Source organism: Actinoallomurus sp. NBC_01490 (assembly GCF_036227085.1).
Taxonomy (GTDB): domain Bacteria; phylum Actinomycetota; class Actinomycetes; order Streptosporangiales; family Streptosporangiaceae; genus Actinoallomurus; species Actinoallomurus oryzae.
The window spans coordinates 9,535,407-9,553,282 of sequence record NZ_CP109433.1 but is presented as its reverse complement, the minus strand read 5'-3'; the positions used below and the strand labels follow the sequence as shown (position 1 = coordinate 9,553,282).

Annotated in this window: 17 protein-coding genes and 1 tRNA gene; 10 read left to right on the top strand and 8 right to left on the bottom strand. The window is 70.0% G+C overall.

Annotated elements, in window-relative coordinates; all coding sequences use genetic code 11:
- Positions 1-233 precede the first annotated feature (233 nt).
- The 5 genes from eno (at position 234) to OG417_RS43775 (ending at position 4,581) form a co-directional block, all read left to right on the top strand.
- Positions 234-1,514 (top strand): phosphopyruvate hydratase, encoded by a 1,281-nt coding sequence (eno, locus tag OG417_RS43795; RefSeq protein WP_329242292.1) that lies wholly within the window; start codon positions 234-236, stop codon positions 1,512-1,514.
- A gap of 6 nt (positions 1,515-1,520) precedes the next feature.
- On the top strand, positions 1,521-1,952 hold the full coding sequence (locus OG417_RS43790; protein ID WP_329242289.1) for an FtsB family cell division protein: 432 nt from the start codon (positions 1,521-1,523) through the stop codon (positions 1,950-1,952).
- A gap of 140 nt (positions 1,953-2,092) precedes the next feature.
- Positions 2,093-2,692: a DUF501 domain-containing protein gene (locus tag OG417_RS43785; protein WP_329242286.1), complete on the top strand. Its 600-nt coding sequence runs from the start codon at positions 2,093-2,095 to the stop codon at positions 2,690-2,692.
- Entirely contained in the window at positions 2,689-3,738 is a 1,050-nt protein-coding gene (locus tag OG417_RS43780; RefSeq protein WP_329242283.1) for a Ppx/GppA phosphatase family protein, read from the top strand. Before OG417_RS43785 ends, OG417_RS43780 begins: the two co-directional genes overlap by 4 nt.
- A 6-nt stretch (positions 3,739-3,744) precedes the next feature.
- On the top strand, positions 3,745-4,581 hold the full coding sequence (locus tag OG417_RS43775) for a uracil-DNA glycosylase (RefSeq protein WP_329242280.1): 837 nt from the start codon (positions 3,745-3,747) through the stop codon (positions 4,579-4,581).
- A 36-nt stretch (positions 4,582-4,617) separates the two neighbouring features.
- Here the strand turns inward: OG417_RS43775 and OG417_RS43770 are convergent, their stop codons facing one another.
- Positions 4,618-4,749, bottom strand: coding sequence for a hypothetical protein (locus OG417_RS43770; protein WP_329242277.1), 132 nt, complete (start codon positions 4,747-4,749; stop codon positions 4,618-4,620).
- Positions 4,750-5,054: 305 nt separating this feature from the next.
- On the opposite strand from OG417_RS43770, the gene OG417_RS43765 reads away from it, so the two are divergent.
- Both OG417_RS43765 and OG417_RS43760 read left to right on the top strand, forming a co-directional pair.
- Positions 5,055-6,383 (top strand): NAD(P)/FAD-dependent oxidoreductase, encoded by a 1,329-nt coding sequence (locus OG417_RS43765; RefSeq protein WP_329242276.1) that lies wholly within the window; start codon positions 5,055-5,057, stop codon positions 6,381-6,383.
- A 97-nt stretch (positions 6,384-6,480) separates the two neighbouring features.
- Positions 6,481-6,555: transfer RNA gene (locus OG417_RS43760), tRNA-Leu, on the top strand.
- 176 nt (positions 6,556-6,731) lie between these two features.
- Here the strand turns inward: OG417_RS43760 and OG417_RS43755 are convergent.
- The 4 genes from OG417_RS43755 to OG417_RS43740 all read right to left on the bottom strand — a co-directional run bounded on the left by OG417_RS43755 (position 6,732) and on the right by OG417_RS43740 (position 10,305).
- Positions 6,732-7,142 (bottom strand): PPOX class F420-dependent oxidoreductase, encoded by a 411-nt coding sequence (locus OG417_RS43755; RefSeq protein ID WP_329242273.1) that lies wholly within the window; start codon positions 7,140-7,142, stop codon positions 6,732-6,734.
- 9 nt (positions 7,143-7,151) lie between these two features.
- Positions 7,152-7,379, bottom strand: coding sequence for a DUF4287 domain-containing protein (locus OG417_RS43750; RefSeq protein ID WP_329242271.1), 228 nt, complete (start codon positions 7,377-7,379; stop codon positions 7,152-7,154).
- A 233-nt stretch (positions 7,380-7,612) separates the two neighbouring features.
- On the bottom strand, positions 7,613-8,833 hold the full coding sequence (locus OG417_RS43745; RefSeq protein ID WP_329242268.1) for an acetyl-CoA C-acetyltransferase: 1,221 nt from the start codon (positions 8,831-8,833) through the stop codon (positions 7,613-7,615).
- Positions 8,834-8,955: 122 nt separating this feature from the next.
- Complete coding sequence (locus OG417_RS43740; RefSeq protein WP_329242265.1) at positions 8,956-10,305, bottom strand: outer membrane protein assembly factor BamB family protein; 1,350 nt, start codon at positions 10,303-10,305, stop codon at positions 8,956-8,958.
- A gap of 133 nt (positions 10,306-10,438) precedes the next feature.
- Between OG417_RS43740 and OG417_RS43735 the strand changes: the two genes are divergently transcribed.
- The gene (locus OG417_RS43735) at positions 10,439-11,809 is read left to right on the top strand and encodes a cystathionine beta-synthase (protein ID WP_329242262.1); all 1,371 of its coding nucleotides are present in this window, start codon (positions 10,439-10,441) and stop codon (positions 11,807-11,809) included.
- Positions 11,810-11,818: 9 nt separating this feature from the next.
- On the opposite strand, the gene OG417_RS43730 is transcribed toward OG417_RS43735, so the two are convergent.
- A complete protein-coding gene (locus OG417_RS43730) occupies positions 11,819-12,721 on the bottom strand; it encodes an LLM class F420-dependent oxidoreductase (protein WP_329242259.1) in 903 nt (300 codons plus the stop codon).
- Positions 12,722-12,845: 124 nt separating this feature from the next.
- On the opposite strand from OG417_RS43730, the gene OG417_RS43725 reads away from it, so the two are divergent.
- Positions 12,846-13,472, top strand: coding sequence for a TetR/AcrR family transcriptional regulator (locus OG417_RS43725; protein WP_329242256.1), 627 nt, complete (start codon positions 12,846-12,848; stop codon positions 13,470-13,472).
- Between the two features lie 250 nt (positions 13,473-13,722).
- On the opposite strand, the gene OG417_RS43720 is transcribed toward OG417_RS43725, so the two are convergent.
- Positions 13,723-15,879, bottom strand: coding sequence for an MMPL family transporter (locus OG417_RS43720; RefSeq protein ID WP_329242253.1), 2,157 nt, complete (start codon positions 15,877-15,879; stop codon positions 13,723-13,725).
- Positions 15,880-16,056: 177 nt separating this feature from the next.
- On the opposite strand from OG417_RS43720, the gene OG417_RS43715 reads away from it, so the two are divergent.
- Complete coding sequence (locus OG417_RS43715; RefSeq protein WP_329242251.1) at positions 16,057-17,211, top strand: cystathionine gamma-synthase; 1,155 nt, start codon at positions 16,057-16,059, stop codon at positions 17,209-17,211.
- 103 nt (positions 17,212-17,314) lie between these two features.
- Here the strand turns inward: OG417_RS43715 and OG417_RS43710 are convergent, their stop codons facing one another.
- Positions 17,315-17,860, bottom strand: coding sequence for an AAA family ATPase (locus OG417_RS43710; RefSeq protein ID WP_329242248.1), 546 nt, complete (start codon positions 17,858-17,860; stop codon positions 17,315-17,317).
- Between the last annotated feature and the right edge of the window lie 16 nt (positions 17,861-17,876).

Genomic DNA, 17,876 nt, shown 5'->3' with positions numbered 1-17,876 from the left:
CTATTGAACATTTATGAATGGTCGCCTAAGTAGACAAGGATCCGGAAGTCTCCGTCAAGTCCGTGAGAGCGTGATGTAACCGGCTGACCACCGAAGACGGCGGGCCGTGAGGCGACGCGTTCCGGTACTCGGCGGCGGTGATTCCGAAACGGGGGTGGCGTTGCATCGTCGCCCTACCCGGGACGGCTAGGCTCGGGGGGCGAAACGTCTCGTAGTGATCACAAGGAGATCAAGTGTCGTCGATCGACGTCGTCCAGGCTCGGGAGATCCTCGACTCCCGTGGTAACCCCACCGTCGAGGTCGAGGTTCTGCTCGACGACGGCTGCGATGCTCGCGCCGCGGTGCCGAGCGGAGCTTCGACCGGCCAGTTCGAGGCCGTCGAGCTGCGCGACGGCGGTGAGCGCTACAACGGCAAGGGCGTGGAGAGGGCCGTTCTCGGCGTGAAGGACGAGATCGCGCCGGAGCTCCTCGGCTACGACGCCGACGACCAGCGCATCATCGACCAGAAGCTGATCGATCTCGACGGCACGCCGGACAAGTCCCGGCTGGGGGCCAACGCCATTCTCGGCGTGAGTCTCGCGGTGGCCAAGGCGGCGGCCAGGACGGCCGACCTGCCGCTGTTCCGCTACGTCGGCGGCCCGAACGCCCACCTGCTGCCCGTGCCGATGATGAACATCCTCAACGGCGGTGCCCACGCGGACACCAACGTCGACATCCAGGAGTTCATGATCGCCCCGATCGGCGCGCCGACCTTCAGCGACGCCGTCCGCTGGGGTGCGGAGACCTACCACGCGCTCAAGTCGGTGCTCAAGGGCCGCGGCCTGGCCACCGGCCTCGGCGACGAGGGCGGCTTCGCCCCCGAGCTGCCGAGCAACCGCGACGCCCTCGACCTCATCCTGGAGGCGATCAAGAGCGCCGGCTTCCGCCCGGGTGCCGACATCGCGCTCGCGCTCGACGTGGCCGCGACCGAGTTCCACACCGACGGCGTCTACGACTTCGAGGGCGCCAAGCGTTCGGCCGAGGAGATGGCCGCCTACTACGGCGAGCTGCTCGAGGCGTACCCGCTGGTCTCCATCGAGGACCCGCTGTCGGAGGAGGACTGGGCGGGCTGGAAGGCCCTCACCGACGCCGTGGGCGACAAGGTGCAGATCGTGGGCGACGACCTGTTCGTCACCAACCCCGAGCGGCTCCAGCGCGGCATCGACGCCGGCTCGGCCAACGCGCTGCTGGTCAAGGTGAACCAGATCGGCACGCTCACCGAGACGCTCGACGCCGTGTCGCTGGCCCACAACAACGGTTTCCGCTGCATGATGAGCCACCGTTCGGGCGAGACCGAGGACACCACGATCGCCGACCTGGCCGTCGCGACCAACTGCGGGCAGATCAAGACCGGCGCGCCCGCGCGCAGCGACCGGGTGGCCAAGTACAACCAGCTGCTCCGCATCGAGGAGCTGCTCGACGACGCGGCCCGTTACGCCGGCGCCGCCGCCTTCCCGCGGTTCCGCTGGTCGTAGGCGACGGTGGCCGAGGCGAAGCGCAGGCCGCCGGACTCCGACGCGGTCGACGCCAGGGAGCTGCGGCGCGCCCACCTCACGGGGCGCGCCGCGATCCTGGCCGTGGTGGCCTGCGCGATCGCACTCAGCCTGGCCTACCCGGTCCGGGAGTACATCGCGCAGCGCCGCGAGATCGCTCAGCTCCGCGTGCAGCAGCGGCAGGCGCAGCAGCAGGTCGAACAGCTCGCGGCGCAGAAGAAGCGGCTCGGCGACGAGTCCTACGTACGGCGTGAGGCCCGGCGCCGCCTGCACATGTGCGATCCCGGCGCCAAGTGCTACGTGGTCGTCGGCGGCGACGACGGCGGTGGGCAGAGCGCCGCGAAGAAGTCACCGGAGCCGACGCCGCCGTGGTATGTGACGCTGTGGCGTTCGGTGGACGCGGCCGACCAGCACCGCTGACCCGATAACCTGGCACAACATCGGCGAAACCAGGCATCTATCGCGGGCCTGATCGGCCTCGTCGGCCATGGACCAGATGGTGTGATCGTGGCCACGCGGCTCGGCGGGGAGGACGTCAGGCGAGGCTCGAAGGGAAATCGGTGATCGACGAACGCGACGCGGCGGCCGTCGCGGCTCAGCTCGGCCGCGAGCCGCGCGGGCTGCGCGCGGTGGCGCATCGCTGTCCCTGCGGGTTGCCCGACGTGGTGGAGACCGCGCCGCGCCTGCCCGACGGCACGCCGTTCCCCACGCTCTACTACCTCACCTGTCCGAAAGCGGCCTCGGCCATCGGCACGCTCGAGGCGAGCGGGATGATGAGGGAGATGACGGACCGGCTGGCCTCCGATCCGGAGCTGGCCGCCGCCTACGCCGCCGCCCACGACGACTACCTGACGCGCCGCGACGCCGCCGCGAGCGCCGAGGAAATAGAGCCACTACCAGCGGGAACGCAGAGCGCCGGCGGAATGCCGACCCGGGTCAAGTGCCTGCACGCGCTGGTGGCGCACGAGCTCGCGGTGCCGGGGGCGAACCCCTTCGGCGCCGAGGCGCTGCGTGAGCTCCCGGACTGGTGGCGAGCCGGGAGTTGTGTCAATGTCGAACAGACTTCACAGACCACCTGTCAACCGAGTCAGGAAGCCGTCATGATCGCTGGTGCGACGAGCACCGAAGACAGGACGCCCCCCGAGGAGCCGAGCGAATGAGCGCCGCCACACGCGTCGCCGCCATCGACTGCGGCACCAACTCCGTCCGCCTTCTCATCGCCGACATCTCCGATGCGCTGGTGGAGATCGAACGCCGGATGGAGATCGTCCGGCTCGGTCAGGGCGTCGACAGCACCGGGCGGCTCGCGCCGGAGGCGCTCGAGCGCACCTTCACCGCGATGCGCGGCTACGCCAAGCTCATCGCCGGGCACGGCGCCGAGCGCGTACGCGTCGTGGCCACCAGCGCCACCCGCGACGCCGCCAACCGCGACGACTTCGTCCGAGGCGTTGTCGAGATCTTCGGTGTCGAGCCCGAGGTGATCAGCGGCGAGGAGGAGGCGCAGCTCTCCTTCACGGGCGCCACCAAGGACCTGGCGGCCCTGCGCCCCATGCGCCCGTACCTCGTCGTGGACATCGGCGGCGGCTCGACCGAGTTCGTTCTCGGCACCACCGAGGTGGAGGCCTCGCGTTCGGTCGACATCGGCTGCGTCCGCATGACCGAGCGCCACCTGTGCTCCGATCCGCCGTCGCCCGAACAACTCGCGGCGGCCGTCGCCGACATCGACGCGGCCCTCGCCGCCGTACGCACGGGGGAGAGCACCCGCGACGAGGCCGCCGCCCTGGCCGGCGAGGCGGCCCCCGCGGAGGCCGACCTCGTGGACGCGGGCGGTGGCATGCCGCTGCCTCCGCCCCCGCCGGCGCCGCCGCTCGTCCCACCGGTCCCGGTCGACCGCGCCCGGACGCTCGTCGGGCTGGCGGGTTCGGTGACGACCGTCGCCGGCATCGCCCTGGACCTCCCGGCGTACGACTCCGAGCGGATCCACCTGTCGCGCGTGAAGGCGCGCCAGGTCCACGACGTGACCCGCATGCTGCTGCACTCGACCCGCGACGAGCGCGCCACGATCGGCGTCATGCATCCGGGCCGGGTCGACGTCATCGGCGCGGGGGCGCTGATCCTCGACCGGATCATGCGGGAGTACGGCTTCAACGACGTGGTCGTGAGCGAACACGACATCCTCGACGGCATCGCCTGGTCGCTGGTCTGAGCCGGCATGGGTGACCGGGTCAACGCGCCGTTCGTGCCGCCGGGGACCGGGTGGCCGGGCGACCCGGCGCGGGCGGACACCCCGGTGGCCACCGACGCCGCGTCCGTACGCTCGCTCGCCGCGGAGGCGCCGTCCCTGGACGAGCTGGTGGCCCGGCAGTCGGTCTGCCGGGCGTGCCCACGCCTCGTCGCGTGGCGCGAACAGGTCGCGGTCGAACGCCGCCGCGCGTACGCGGACGAGGAGTACTGGGGCCGGCCCGTCCCGGGCTGGGGCGACCCGTCCCCACGCGTCATGATCGTCGGCCTGGCCCCCGCCGCCCACGGCGGAAACCGGACGGGCCGGATCTTCACCGGCGACCGGAGCGGCGACTGGCTGTTCGCCTCCCTGCATCGCGTCGGCCTGGCGAGCCAGGCGACGAGCACGCGCGCCGACGACGGTCAGCGGCTCCTCGGCGCCCGCGTCGTCGCACCGGTGCGCTGTGCGCCCCCGGCCAACAAGCCGACACCGGCCGAGCGCGCCACGTGCGCTCCGTGGCTGGTGAGGGAGCTGAGCTTCGTCGCGGGCGACGTCCGGGCGATCGTCGTGCTGGGCGGATACGGCTGGCAGGCGCTGTGGCCGGCGCTGAAGGAGGCGGGCTATGACACGCCCGCCCGGCGCCCGGCGTTCGGCCACGGGGCCGAGGTCGAGCTCGCGTCCCCGGCCGGCGGAACGACCCTGCTGATCGGCTGCTACCACCCGAGCCAGCAGAACACCTTCACGGGCCGCGTCACCGAAGCGATGCTGGACACGGTCCTGACCCGCGCCCGCACGTACGCCGGCCTGCCGGGCCCCGAGGGGGCCTGAGCCGCAGCCTCCACGATCAAGGCGGCCGCGGGAGGGCTAGGGGGTGCGCGCCTGGATCATGTCGAGGAGGTCGGACGTCGGGCGCACGTCGCCGAAGGATCGGTAGACGGTGTACAGCGTGGCGTTGTGGTCCTGGACGCGTCGTGCCGCGTTCGCGTCCGCGACCATGATGACCCGGAGCCCGAGGGCGGCGGCGGCACGGCTTCCTCCGGTGTCCGCGGCTCGTACGCGAACGGCAGGGCGGCGGCCAGGAAAGCCCCCGCTTCCCCTGGACGCCCGCCCTGCCCGTCGCTCGTTGATCTCTTCCTCCTTCTATGACGCAGCCGCGGGCGGTGTGGTTCGGGGGTGACTGGTTTCACAGGGGCCCCGCTGCCCAGCGGCCCTTCCGCGGAGTACCGTGAAGACAGAGATCGTGAAAGTTTTCACAAGCTAACGGTCGAATTTCGGGAAGGGCCATGGGTACCGGATCGAATATGTCCAAACACGTGCTCATCGTCGGCGGCGGCTACGTCGGCATGTACACCGCGCTGCGCCTGCGGAAGAAGATGCGCCGGCAGCTCAAGAGCGGCGAGCTCAAGATCACCATGGTCGCGCCGCAGTCCTACATGACCTACCAGCCGTTCCTGCCCGAGGCGGCGGCCGGCAACCTCGAACCCCGTCACGTGGTGGTGTCCCTGCGGCGCGTGCTGCCCGGCGTGACGATCCTCAACGGCCGCGTGACCCAGATCGACCACGCCGGCCGCAGGGCGACCGTCGAGGTCGTGGAGCGTGCCGATGCCGAGCCGTACGAAATCCGTACGATCGACTACGACACCCTGGTGTTCTGCCCGGGGTCGATCTCGCGGACCCTGCCCATTCCGGGCCTGGCCGAGTGCGGCATCGGCTTCAAGACCGTGGCCGAGGCGATCTATCTGCGCAACCACGTGCTGCGGCAGCTCGACATCGCCGCCTCCTCGACGCATCCCGAGTCGCGCCGGCAGGCGCTCACCTTCGTCTTCGTCGGTGGGGGATACGCCGGTGTGGAGGCGCTCGCCGAGCTGGAGGACATGGCGCGGGACGCCTGCCAGTACTACTCCGACCTCGATGCCGACTCCATGCGCTGGGTGCTGGTCGAGGCCAGCGACAAGATCCTGCCCGAGGTCGGCGAGGACATGGGCAAATGGACCGTCGACGCCCTGCGCCGCAGAGGAATCGAGGTGCGGCTCCGAACGCTGCTCAAGTCCGCCGAGAATCGCGAGATCGTCCTCAGTGACGGCGAGAAGTTCGGCGCGGGCACTCTGGTATGGACCGCCGGCGTCAAGCCGAACCCACTTGTCAAGAAGACGGATCTGCCGCTGGATGACAAGGACCGGGTCAAGGCCACGGCCGAACTGACCGTGGACGGCGTCGAAGGCGCCTTCACCGCAGGTGATATCGCGGCGGTGCCCGATCTCACCAAACCCGGGCAGTTCTGCGCGCCGAACGCCCAGCATGCGGTGCGTCAGGCAAAGGTTTTGGGGGAGAACGTCGCCAACGCGCTGCGTGGTCGAGAACTAAAGGCCTACAAACACGCCTATGCCGGATCGGTGGCCAGTCTCGGACTGCACAAGGGGGTTGCGCAGATCTACGGTCTCAAGCTAAGGGGCCTGCTCGCCTGGTTCATGCACCGGACCTACCATCTGTCCCGGCTGCCGACCCTGAACCGCAAGGCCCGGGTCACCGCGGACTGGACGCTCGCTCTGTTCTTCAGCCGTGAGGTCGTTTCGCTGGGCACGCTGCAGCGCCCGCGCGAGGAGTTCGAGCTGGCCACGAAGAAATACTGAATGGTATTCGGTCTGAATTACGGCGGCAATAATAGGAATTCTTGACTGCATTTAGCCTGTGGACCGCTATTGGCGCTCCCCCGGTATGATTGCGGGCGCCCCCGTGGCCCAACAGGCAGAGGCAGACTCCCTAAAAGAGTTGTTCGTGTCGGTTCGACTCCGACCGGGGGCACCGGTCATTGACAGGAGTTGAGCACTGCTTCGACCTATTTCGTCCATCTCGTCCTGACAGGGCCTTCATGTTCCGTACGTCGGGGACGGCGGTAAGTGGCGACGGGAACACCCCGCGTGGGACCAGGACGGCGAAACGCCCCCGCGCACCACGCGGGGGCGTCACATCGCGGGTCGTCAGCCGTGGACGTCGGGGCCGGCGCGCGTGATCTCCACACGGATCAGCACGCGGCGTTCGCGCTCCATGGCCGCACGGTAGTCGTTCCAGTCCGGATGCTCACCGGAGATCATCCGGTAGTAGTCGATGAGGGGCTCCATGGCCTCGGGCAGGCGTACGATCTCCGCCTCGCCGTCGATCTGGACCCACTCACCGAAGAATGCGTCGCTGATCAGGCAGAACGTCACATAAGGGTCGCGGAGCAGGTTACGGGTCTTGGCCGCGGTTTCGCGGGTACTGACGATCAGGCGTCCGGCGTCGTCGACCGCGCACAGGACGGGTGACGTCTGCGGGCGGCCGTCCGCGTGGCGCGTGACCATGATCGCCCGATGGTGTTCACGGGCGAAGTCGCGCGCCCGGCTCGGATCCACGAAGCGGTGTTAGTAGCGAGCGGCTCGCCGGTGTAGCTCGTGCTCGTGCACGAGGGCGACGGCATAGCCGTGGGAGAGGCCATGCTCGTCCGCGAGCCAGTTGACCCTCTCCTCGCATCGGATGAACGAGGGGCCGTCATCTATGGCTTGGAACCACTCGGGGAGGTCACGACCTGTGACTTTCGGGATGCGTGCGATGAGATTCTTGTGCGTCTCCGGTGAGTGGTTCAAGGACATAGGCACCTCCTGGCTGGGCGTGCATCTTGTTGACGACTTTGCAACAGCGATGCCCATCGCACAACCCCCCTGGGGCGACCTTTCTGTCACGGCACGTAGATCATAGGTCACGGACCGTGCATGATTCATTACAAACCGCTAACGCCTCTGTTGCGAGAAGCTTAACGACGCGGGTCTGCGCCCGTCGGAAGGGCAGGCGCAGACCCGCGTACGAGGCGTACGGACGGACGCTCTCAGCTGAGGCGCTCGAACACCATGGCCATGCCCTGGCCGCCGCCGACGCACATGGTCTCCAGCCCGAGCGTCTTGTCGCGACTTTGCAATCCGTTGAGGAGGGTGCCGGTGATGCGGGCACCGGTCATGCCGAACGGGTGGCCGACCGCGATGGCGCCACCGTGGACGTTGAGCTTGTCGATGTCGACGCCGAGCTGGCGGTAGGAGGGGATCACCTGGGCGGCGAACGCCTCGTTGATCTCCACGAGGTCGATGTCGTCGATCGTGAGGCCGGCGAGCTTCAGGGCCCGGCGTGACGCCTCGACCGGCCCGAGCCCCATGATCTCCGGCGACAGCGCGGAGACGCCCGAGGAGACGATGCGGGCGATCGGCGTCAGGCCCAGCTCGGCCGCCTTGGTGTCGCTCATCACGACCACGGCGGCGGCACCGTCGTTCAGCGGGCAGCAGTTGCCGGCGGTGACCGTGCCGTCCGGCCGGAACGAGGGCTTGAGCTGCGCGACCTTCTCCAGGGTCGTGCCGGGCCGCGGGCCGTCGTCCTTGGAGACCACGGTGCCGTCGGGCAGCTCGACCGGGGTGATCTCGCGGGCGAAGAAGCCGTCCTCGATCGCCTTCTCGGCGTTGTTCTGCGAGCGGACGCCGAACTCGTCCTGCTCGGCCCGGCTGATGCCGTGCAGCTCGGCGACGTTCTCGGCGGTCTGGCCCATCGCGATGTAGACGTCGGGGACCTGGCCGTCCTCGCGGGGGTCCTGCCAGGCGTCCACGCCGCCCTCCGCGCGCTTGACCGTACGGGCCTGCGCCTCGGCGAACACGGGGTTCTGAGTGTCGGGCAGGCCGTCGCTGCTGCCCTTGGCGAACCGGCTCACCATCTCGACGCCGGCCGAGACGATCACATCGGCCTCGCCCGACTTGATCGCGTGGAAGGCCATCCGCGTGGTCTGGAGCGAGGACGAGCAGTAGCGGGTGACCGTCGCGCCCGGGACGTGGTCGTAGCCGAGCAGCACGGCCACGACCCGCGCCATGTTGTAGCCCTGCTCGCCGCCCGGCAGCCCGCACCCGAGGAGCAGGTCGTCGATGTCGGCCGGGTCCAGCTCGGGCACCTTGTCCAGCGCCGCGCGCACGATGCGGGCGGTGAGATCGTCGGGGCGTAGCTCCTTCAGCGAGCCCTTGAACGCCCGTCCGATCGGGGAACGAGCGGTCGCGACGATGACAGCCTCAGGCATTACGGGTCTCCCTCATCTCGGCCTCGCGTCGGCCTCGCGGGCGTGCGTGGGCGTGCGTGGGTGTGCGCCCGACTCGCAGGTTACTGCGTGGAGGACCCGATTCCTACTGGGGGGTAGCAAAGCTACTGGTACATTCCGGGGCTCGTCCCGTTGCCGTCGTGCACGCCGTGCAGGCCGCCGCGCTCGTCGCGCCACACGCGCCAGCCGTCGACCGCCCCGGTGTACCAGCTCGGTGGTACGGCCTTCGCCGCGTCGAGCCGGTGGCCGTTCTTCAGGTCGTACGGACAGAGCGCGGCGATGGGGTAGAAGCCCTCCTGCCCGGTGATCTTGAGCGGGGCCGGTGTCGTGGTGCAGAACGACCAGGCGCGCGCGTGCCCGCCGACCGCCTTGCCGGTGCGCAGGTCGTACATGAGGCTGGGCTGGTCGTGCGCCAGGAAGCCGACGGCCGACAGGTCGTCGGGGAAGGCGAGCCACCAGTCGGCCTTGGGCGTGCCGGACGTGGTGAGGCGGGTGACCGACCGGCCGGTGCGGGCGTCGAGCGCGGTGAAGCCGCCGTAGCGGTCGTGGTCGTCGACCTCGCGGGTGATCAGCGAGACCGCGGGGTTGGCGCTGGGGTAGACCCGCAGCAGCCGCTTGCGCACCCACAGCTGCTTTCCGTCGGTCAGCCGCAGGGAGAAGAACCCGAACGCGGAGAGCGGGCCGTTCGCCCGCGTCTGGTAGGGCGCGAGGTAGCCGATGAGCGTGTCGCCCACGGCGCCGAACGCCCAGCCGCCGGAGAGGTTCGCCCCGCGGCCGAGGGCGTTCTCGACCGGGAACGCCCAGATCTCCTTGCCGGTGGCGAGGTCGTGCGCCTCGACCGTCGGGTGCGCCGACATGCGGAACAGCACCACGCGTCCCGGGCCCGCCCACTCGACCTCGGCCACGCCCGGCATGTGCCAGGCCGGCTTGCCGGTCTCGGGGCTCAGGACGGTGAAGGCGGCCGACTTGCGCGCGGTCTCCTCGGAGGCGCAGAGCATCGTGCCGCACCGGGCCGGGCCGAAGGTGGTGCCGACCGTGCGCGTCCAGCGCTGGGCCCCGGTGCGCGCGTCGCGGCCCACCAGGGCCGCGCCCCGGCCCTGCGTCTCGACGCTCACGACGACGATGTGCCCGGCGGTGCCGGCGATGGCCGGGGGAGCGACGCCCATCGCGGCCGGCCGGCCGGAGATCACGGCAGGCCGCGCCCACAACCGCTTTCCGCTGCGCACGTCGCTGACGACGGTCTCCAGGTGTCCGTCCGGGCGCAGGGCGGTGGCCGCGGTGAACCCCGAGCCGATCACGGACCGGCTGACCGCGTCGATCGCGGTGTCGTTCCAGGCCGGCCGGTCGGCCGCGGCCTGAGTCTCGGACGAGCCGCCGCAGGCGGCCGCGCCGAGCAGGACCACGGCGGTCTGTGCCGGAATGAGTGCGGAGAGTAGTCGTCGATGCCGCGCCACGGCCGGGCCTCCTTCGGGATGAACGCCGGTCGAGGCTAGCAGCGTGGAGTGACGGTTCGCAGACGGAACGTGATGATGAAGGGGTGGGGTACCTTCTGAGCAGAACCGTTGTGGAACGACAAGGACGTCGCTCGTGGATGTGCACAACTCCCTGACCGAGCTCATGGGAAACACCCCTCTGGTCCGGCTCGGCAAGGTCGCGGCCGGGGCGCGGGCCCAGGTGCTCGCCAAGGTCGAATACTTCAATCCGGGCGGCTCGGTGAAAGACCGCATCGCCGTCCGCATGATCGAGGCGGCGGAGGCCTCCGGGGCGCTGCGCCCGGGCGGCACGATCGTCGAGCCCACCTCGGGTAACACCGGTGTCGGCCTGGCCATCGTCGCCCAGGAGAAGGGCTACCGCTGCGTGTTCGTCTGCCCCGACAAGGTGGCCGGCGACAAGATCTCGGTGCTGCGGGCGTACGGCGCGGAGGTCGTCGTGTGCCCCTCGGCGGTCGCGCCCGAGCACCCGGAGTCGTACTACTCCGTCTCCGACCGCCTCGCCGCGGAGATCCCGGGCGGGTGGAAGCCCGACCAGTACGCCAACCCGAACAACCCGCGGTCCCACTACGAGACGACCGGCCCGGAGATCTGGCACCAGACCGAGGGCCGGATCACGCACTTCGTCGCGGGCATCGGCACCGGCGGCACGATCACCGGCACGGGCCGCTACCTCAAGGAGATCTCGAACGGCCGCGTCAAGATCATCGGTGCCGACCCCGAGGGATCGGTCTACTCCGGCGGCAGCGGGCGGCCGTACCTCGTCGAGGGCGTCGGCGAGGACATCTGGCCCGAGACGTACGACCGGGGCATCTGCGACCAGGTCATCGCGGTGAGCGACAAGGACTCGTTCACGATGACGCGGCGGCTCGCCCGCGAGGAGGCGCTGCTGGTCGGCGGGTCGTGCGGCCTCGCGGTGGTGGCGGCGCTCCGTGTCGCCGCCGAGGCCGGCCCGGACGACGTCGTCGTCGTACTGCTGCCCGACGGCGGCCGCGGCTACCTGTCCAAGATCTTCAACGACGACTGGATGGCCGACTACGGCTTCCTCAGCTCCGACACCGAGGAGCCGCGCATCGCGGACGTGCTGTCCCGCAAGGGCACCGGGCTGCCGGAGTTCGTGCACGTCCATCCGCACGAGTCGGTCGGCACCGCCGTCGCGATCCTGCGCGAGTACGACGTGTCGCAGCTGCCGGTCATGAAGGAGGAGCCGCCGGTGATGGCGGCCGAGGTCGTCGGCTCGGTGGGTGAGCGCGACCTGCTGGCGGCCCTGGTCACCGGCCAGGCCACCGCCGACGACCCGCTCAGCGAGCACATGGCGGCGCCGCTGCCGATGGTGGGCTCCGGCGAGCCGGTGAGCGAGGCGGTGGGCGTCCTGGAGAAGGCCGGCGCGGCGGTCGTCCTCGTGGACGGCAAGCCCGCCGGGATGATCACTCGCCAGGACCTCCTCGGCTTCCTCGCGGGCGGCTGACGCCAACGGCTATCGTGCGCCGGACCCGGTCAGGTCGGCGAGTACGCCGATGGTGCGGTCCTGTTCCTCGACGCTGCCGAAGGGTGAGGCGATGAACTCCGTGACGCCGGCGTCGGCGAGCCGCCGCACGTCGCGGGCGACGTCATCCTCGTCCCCGACGATGACGACGTCCTGGGGGCCGGCCGCGCCTTCGCGGTCCAGCACCGCGCGGTACTCCGGCACCTGGCCGGCCAGGGCGTACTGTTCGGCGATGCGCTCGCGGACGGCGGCCTCGCCGTTCGTCACGCACACGATCAGGCCCGCGACCACCTGAGGAATGGGGCGGCCGGCGGTCTCGGCGGCCTTGGTGATCGAGGGAACGATGTGGTCGCCGAGGGTCCTGGCGCCGGTCATCCAGGTCACGGTGCCGTCGGCGAGCTCCCCGGCGAGGCGCAGCATCGCCGGGCCCAGGGCCGCGACCAGCACCGGCGGAGGCTCGGCACCCGGCACCGTCACCGAGCCCACGGCCGTCAGCGTCTCGCCCCGGTGGGTCACGCTCTCGCCGCGCAACAGCGGGCGCAGCACCGACAGGTACTCCCGCATGCGGCGCGCGGGCCGATCGGCGGGCAGGCCGAACATCCCCTGGACCATCATGGCGACGCCCGCGCCGACGCCGAGGGTGAGCCGGCCACCGGTCGCCGCCTGGACGCTCAGCGCCTGACCCGCCAGCACCAGCGGGTGGCGCTGGGGGATGGGGACCACCGCCGTGCCCAGGCCGATCCCGGGCACCGCGGCGCCCGCCACGGCGAGAGCGGTCAGGGCGTCCCAGCCGAACGCCTGCGCCGCCCAGGCGGTGCCGAAGCCGGCGTCGGCGGCCGCCCGTACCTGGCCGGTGAGGTGTTCCAGAGTCGAGGGGCCCCGTGTGTCGCCCACGATGAGTCCTATCCGCATCCTTCGTCCTTCGGGTCGTCTTCGGTGCACTGACCGGAGAAGTTCTCCGCTTATGTCCGGCTAAGATATGGAGAACTTCTCCACTTGGCAACATGGGGGCGTACGGATGAGCACCGGCAGGACGGATCGACCTCAGCCCCCTCGGCGGCGGATGCGCGCCGACGCCCGGGACAACCGCGAACGCGTTCTGCGGACGGCCAAGGCGGTCTTCACCGAGTACGGCGCGCAGGCGTCTCTCAACAAGATCGCCCAACGCGCCGGCGTGGGGGCCGGGACGCTCTACCGGCACTTCCCGACGTTCGAGGCGCTCCTGGTAGCGATCATCAGCGACGACGTCGAAGCGCTCTGCGCCGAGGGGCGCGACCTGCTGACGCACCCCTCCCCGGACGAGGCCTTGCAGGCCTGGTTGCGGGCCGTGGCCGTACACGCGACCGCGATGCGCGGACTGGTCGCGACGCAGATGGCCGGTCAGCCCACGCCGGAGGCCGGCGCGGGCCTGGCCGCGTGTCACGACGCGATTCGCGCCACCGGGTCCGCGCTGCTCACCCGTGCCGAACGCGCCGGCAGCGCGCCCGGGGGCATCGACATCGGCGATCTCCTCAAACTCGTCAACGCCGCCGCCTGGGCCAGCGAACAGACGCCGGAAGACGACGGCCTCCTGGACCGGTTGCTCATCTTGATCAACGGCAACCTGCGTCGGAGATCCGAGGAAGGCGTCGTACGGTCGGAGTGAGACGAGGGGCCACGTGGCTTCGTACGACGACCCCGTCGCGTACGCGCTGGGCGTAGGCGTCACCGGCGAGGACGGCTTCGGCGTCGAGGCCGGTACGCCCGGTCGGCTCCAGCAGCACCCGTGTGTCGGCGACGTTCCGGTTGCCGGCCAGGTGGGCCAGGCCCCGGACATGAGAAACGCCCGGCGGCGCGTGTCGCGCCACCGGGCGTTCCCTATCTATCTGAACGCCGGCCCGGCCGGGCCGGTCGGGTTAGCCGGGCCGTCCCGCCAGTTCGTACGGCTCCGCCGCCGGCGGGCCGGGCTTCTTGGCCCGGTCGGCGTGGCCGGGCCACCAGGCGGCGTGCCCGATCAGCGCGGTGACCGCGGGGACGAAGAACGTCGAGACGACGAACGCCGACAGCAGGATGCCGATCGCCACGCCGAACCCGATCTGGGCCAGGAACGACATCGGCGACAGCACCAGCACGGCGAACGTGCCCGCGAGGATGACCCCGGCGGCCGCCACGGTCGGCCCGGCGTGCTGGATGCCCACCGCCGCCGCGCGCCGTGGCTCGTGGCCCTCACGCGCCTCCTCACGGAGTCGCGCGATCATCAGGATGTTGTAGTCGGTCCCGATGGCCAGCACGAACAAGTACAAGATCATGGGCATCTGGAACATCAGTCCCTCTTTGCCCTCCGCGCCCTGGAACAGGGCCACGGTCGCGCCGAGCGTCGCGGTGAAGCCGAGCAGCACCGCGATCACCAGGTACACCGGGGCGACCAGCGCGCGCAGGAGCAGGGCCAGGATGATCGCGATCAGTGCCACCGCCACCGGCAGGATCACCGACAGGTCGCGCGTGTTGATCTTGTTGATGTCGGCGAAGACGGCCGTCGTGCCGCCGACCAGCGCCTTCGTGCCGGGTGGCGCGTTCTGGTGGACGGTGTCCCTCAGAGGCCCCTTCACCAGGTCGATGGCCTCGTTGGAGTTGGGGTTGAGCTTGAGGATGACAGGGATCTTGGCGACGGTCTTGTCCGGGCTGAGCTCTGCCTGCCCGGCCTGGCCGTAGCCGCTGGCGTTGATCTTTTGCCGGAACTGCTCCAGCGCCTGCTGGTCGAGCGGCCCGCTGCCCTGGACGTACACCTGGGTCGGGTCCGTGAGGCCCGGCGGGAGGCTGCTGCGCAGGTCCTTCAGGGCCTTGGCCGACTCGGTGTTCTGCGGCTGGCCGGAGCTGAAGTCGTAGTCGGCCTTGAAGCCGATCGCCGCCGCGGCGAGGGCGAGCAGGACGATGCCGGAGGCGACCGCGGTGACCAGCGGGCGGCGGCCGACGGCGTTGCCCAGGCGCGTGTACACGCTGGCCTTGGGCTCCTTCTTCCACGACTTCGACGGCCAGAAGACCGCCCGGCCGAGGAGCGACACGACCGCCGGCACCACCGTGAGCGCGGTGATGAGCATGACGCCGACCGCGATGGCGAGCTGCGGGCCGAGGGACCCGAAGGACTTGAACTTGGCGAGCAGCAGCACGAGGAACGCGATGATGACCGCGCCCGCGGCCGAGGCGATGGCCTCACCGACGCGCTCGACCGTGACCATCATCGCCGTCTTCTTGTCCTCGCCGAGGCGCAACCGCTCGCGGTAGCGGAACAGCAGGAACAGGATGTAGTCGGTGCCGATGCCGTACAGCACGATCAGGATGAGCTGTTCGAAGCTCGCGTCGAACTTCAGGTCGAACGCCTTGCCGATGATCGACGAGACCGCGTTCGAGACCTGCAGGACGAAGGCGATCACGATGATCGGCAACAGTGCGGCGATCGGGGCGCGGAAGATGATGATGATCAGTGTGACGATCAGGACGATCGTCGCGATGCCGATCAGCGCCAGGGTCTTGTTGTCGGAGTCGGCGTTGTCGATGTTGCTGGAGACGTTGCCGCTGATCCCGTAGTGCAGGCCGGTGCCCTTGAACTCCTGGGTCGCGGCGACGCGGATCTTCTTGATCGCGTCTTCGTTCTTCTTCTCCAGCTTCTGGTCACTGAAGTTGGCCGGCAACGGGATCATGACCACCTGGATGCGGTGGTTGGCCGAGAGCGACTGCTTGCTCGTCGCGACCGCGGTGATCCCCGGGATGTGCTTGTCCTGGAGCGTCTTCGCGATCTGGCCGATCTTCTGCTGGTCGGTGGAGCTCAGGGCCTGCCCGTCGCTCCGCTTCACGACCATGAGTTCGTTGCTGACCTTCTGGCTGCCGCTGGGAAAGGCGCGGTCGGCCAGCTTTCCGGCCTGGACCGACTCGTACTTCGAGGGCAGGAAGTCTTGCTGGTCAGAGTGGGTGTCGAGCTTCGGTGCGAGCACGACGGCGACGGCCGCGGCGACCAGCCATGCCACGATCGTCCACCATGGGTGCCGTACGACAGTACGCCCCAGCCATCCGAACACGGGTGGCTCCCCTTCATCTGGTGTCTATTTGTCCCTAAGAAGGTAATGGCGCCTCACGCCGGTCACCTCCCCTCTTGAGGCGATTTCGGCACTCGTCCCTGTGGTGGAGAAGTCTCATCCCTGGGTATGGCTCCCCTTTGGTACGGCTGCGCCGGACGAGGCACTAGCCTCACCTGCATGGACGGTTTCAACGACGTGACCGGCTTCGAGACACTCGCCATTCACGCCGGCCAGGAGCCCGATCCCGCCACGGGAGCGGTGGTTCCGCCGATATATCAGGTATCCACCTACAAGCAGGACGGCATCGGAGGTCTGCGCGGCGGCTATGAATACAGCCGCACCGCCAACCCGACCCGCGCCGCGCTCGAGGAGTGCCTCGCCGCGCTGGAGGGCGGGGTGCGGGGCCTGGCGTTCGCCTCCGGGATGGCCGCCGAGGACACGCTCCTGCGTACGGTCTGTAAGCCCGGTGACCACGTCGTCATCCCCAACGACGCGTACGGGGGCACGTACCGGCTGATCTCCAAGGTCCTCAAGCCGTGGGGGCTGGAGTACGACCCGGTGCCGGTGGCGAGCGTCGACGGCGTACGCGCCGCGGTGCGGCCCGACACCAAGGTCATCTGGGTGGAGACGCCCACGAACCCGCTGCTCGGCATCGCCGACATCGCGGCGCTCGCGCAGGTCGCTCACGAGGCCGGCGCCCTCCTGGTGGTGGACAACACGTTCGCCTCGCCGTACCTCCAGCGACCGCTGGCGCTCGGCGCGGACGTGGTCGTGCACTCGACCACCAAGTACCTCGGCGGGCACTCCGACGTGGTCGGCGGCGCGCTGGTCGTGGCCGACCTCGAACTGGGCTCGCGACTGGCCTTCCACCAGAACTCCATGGGCAGCGTCGGCGGCCCGTTCGACGCCTGGCTGACCCTGCGCGGCATCAAGACGCTCGGCGTGCGCATGGACCGGCACTGCGCCAACGCCGTGCGTATCGCCGAGTTCCTCCGGCGGCATCCGAAGGTCTCGTCGGTGCGCTACCCCGGCCTGCCCGACCACCCGGGCCACGAGGTGGCGGCCAAGCAGATGCGGGCGTTCGGCGGCATGGTGTCGTTCCAACTCGCCGAGGGCGAGGAGGCCGCCGTACGGGTCTGCGAGAACACCCGGCTGTTCATCCTGGGGGAGTCGCTCGGCGGGGTCGAGTCGCTGATCGAGCACCCGGCTCGCATGACGCACGCCTCGGCGGCCGGGTCGCCGCTGGAGGTGCCGGCCGACCTCGTACGCCTCTCGGTGGGCATCGAGGACGCCGACGACCTGCTCGCCGATTTGGAACGTGCCCTGGGCTGAAGACGGCTCCGCCGCCCGGGGCGATGGCAGCCAGACGTCGGCCGCCCGGCATCGTGACGTGCCGGGCGGCCGGCGACGCCGGTCCGTCGGCGTGGTGGTCAGGTCACGGGATCTCGGCCTCGGTCCACGCTCGCTGGAGGATCTCCTCGGCGGTCTCGTCCGGCGTCTGGGCGGAGGTGTCCAGCCAGAGGCCGAGGCGCGGTGTACGGGTGCGGAGCCCGTCGTCGAGAAGATCGATCGTCCACTGGTCGTAGGCGTTCTTGTCTCGGGCGGCTTCCCGGGCGGCGATCGCCTCGGGCCGAGGTGCGAGGACGACGACGAGCAGCGGTCGCTGCCGGATCATGTGGATCATCTCGGTGAGGTGGTCGCCGATGACGACGTCCTGGGCGATGACCGTGAACCCTTCCCGGAAGTACTCATCGCACGCCGCCGCCGTCAATCGGTGGCGCAGCCGTAGTTGCCGTACCGCCTCGTCGGAGGGGTCGGGTGTCATGTCGGCCCGTCCGTTGACCACCATTCGGCGGAACACGTCTCCTCGGACGTGCACCGACCGCGGCAGCCGCTCGGCAAGCACCTGCGCGACGGTTGATTTCCCGGCCGCCTGGATCCCGGTGATGAGAATGACGGCCTGGGACGGCGCCGAGGTCACGACCTGCTCTCCTCGG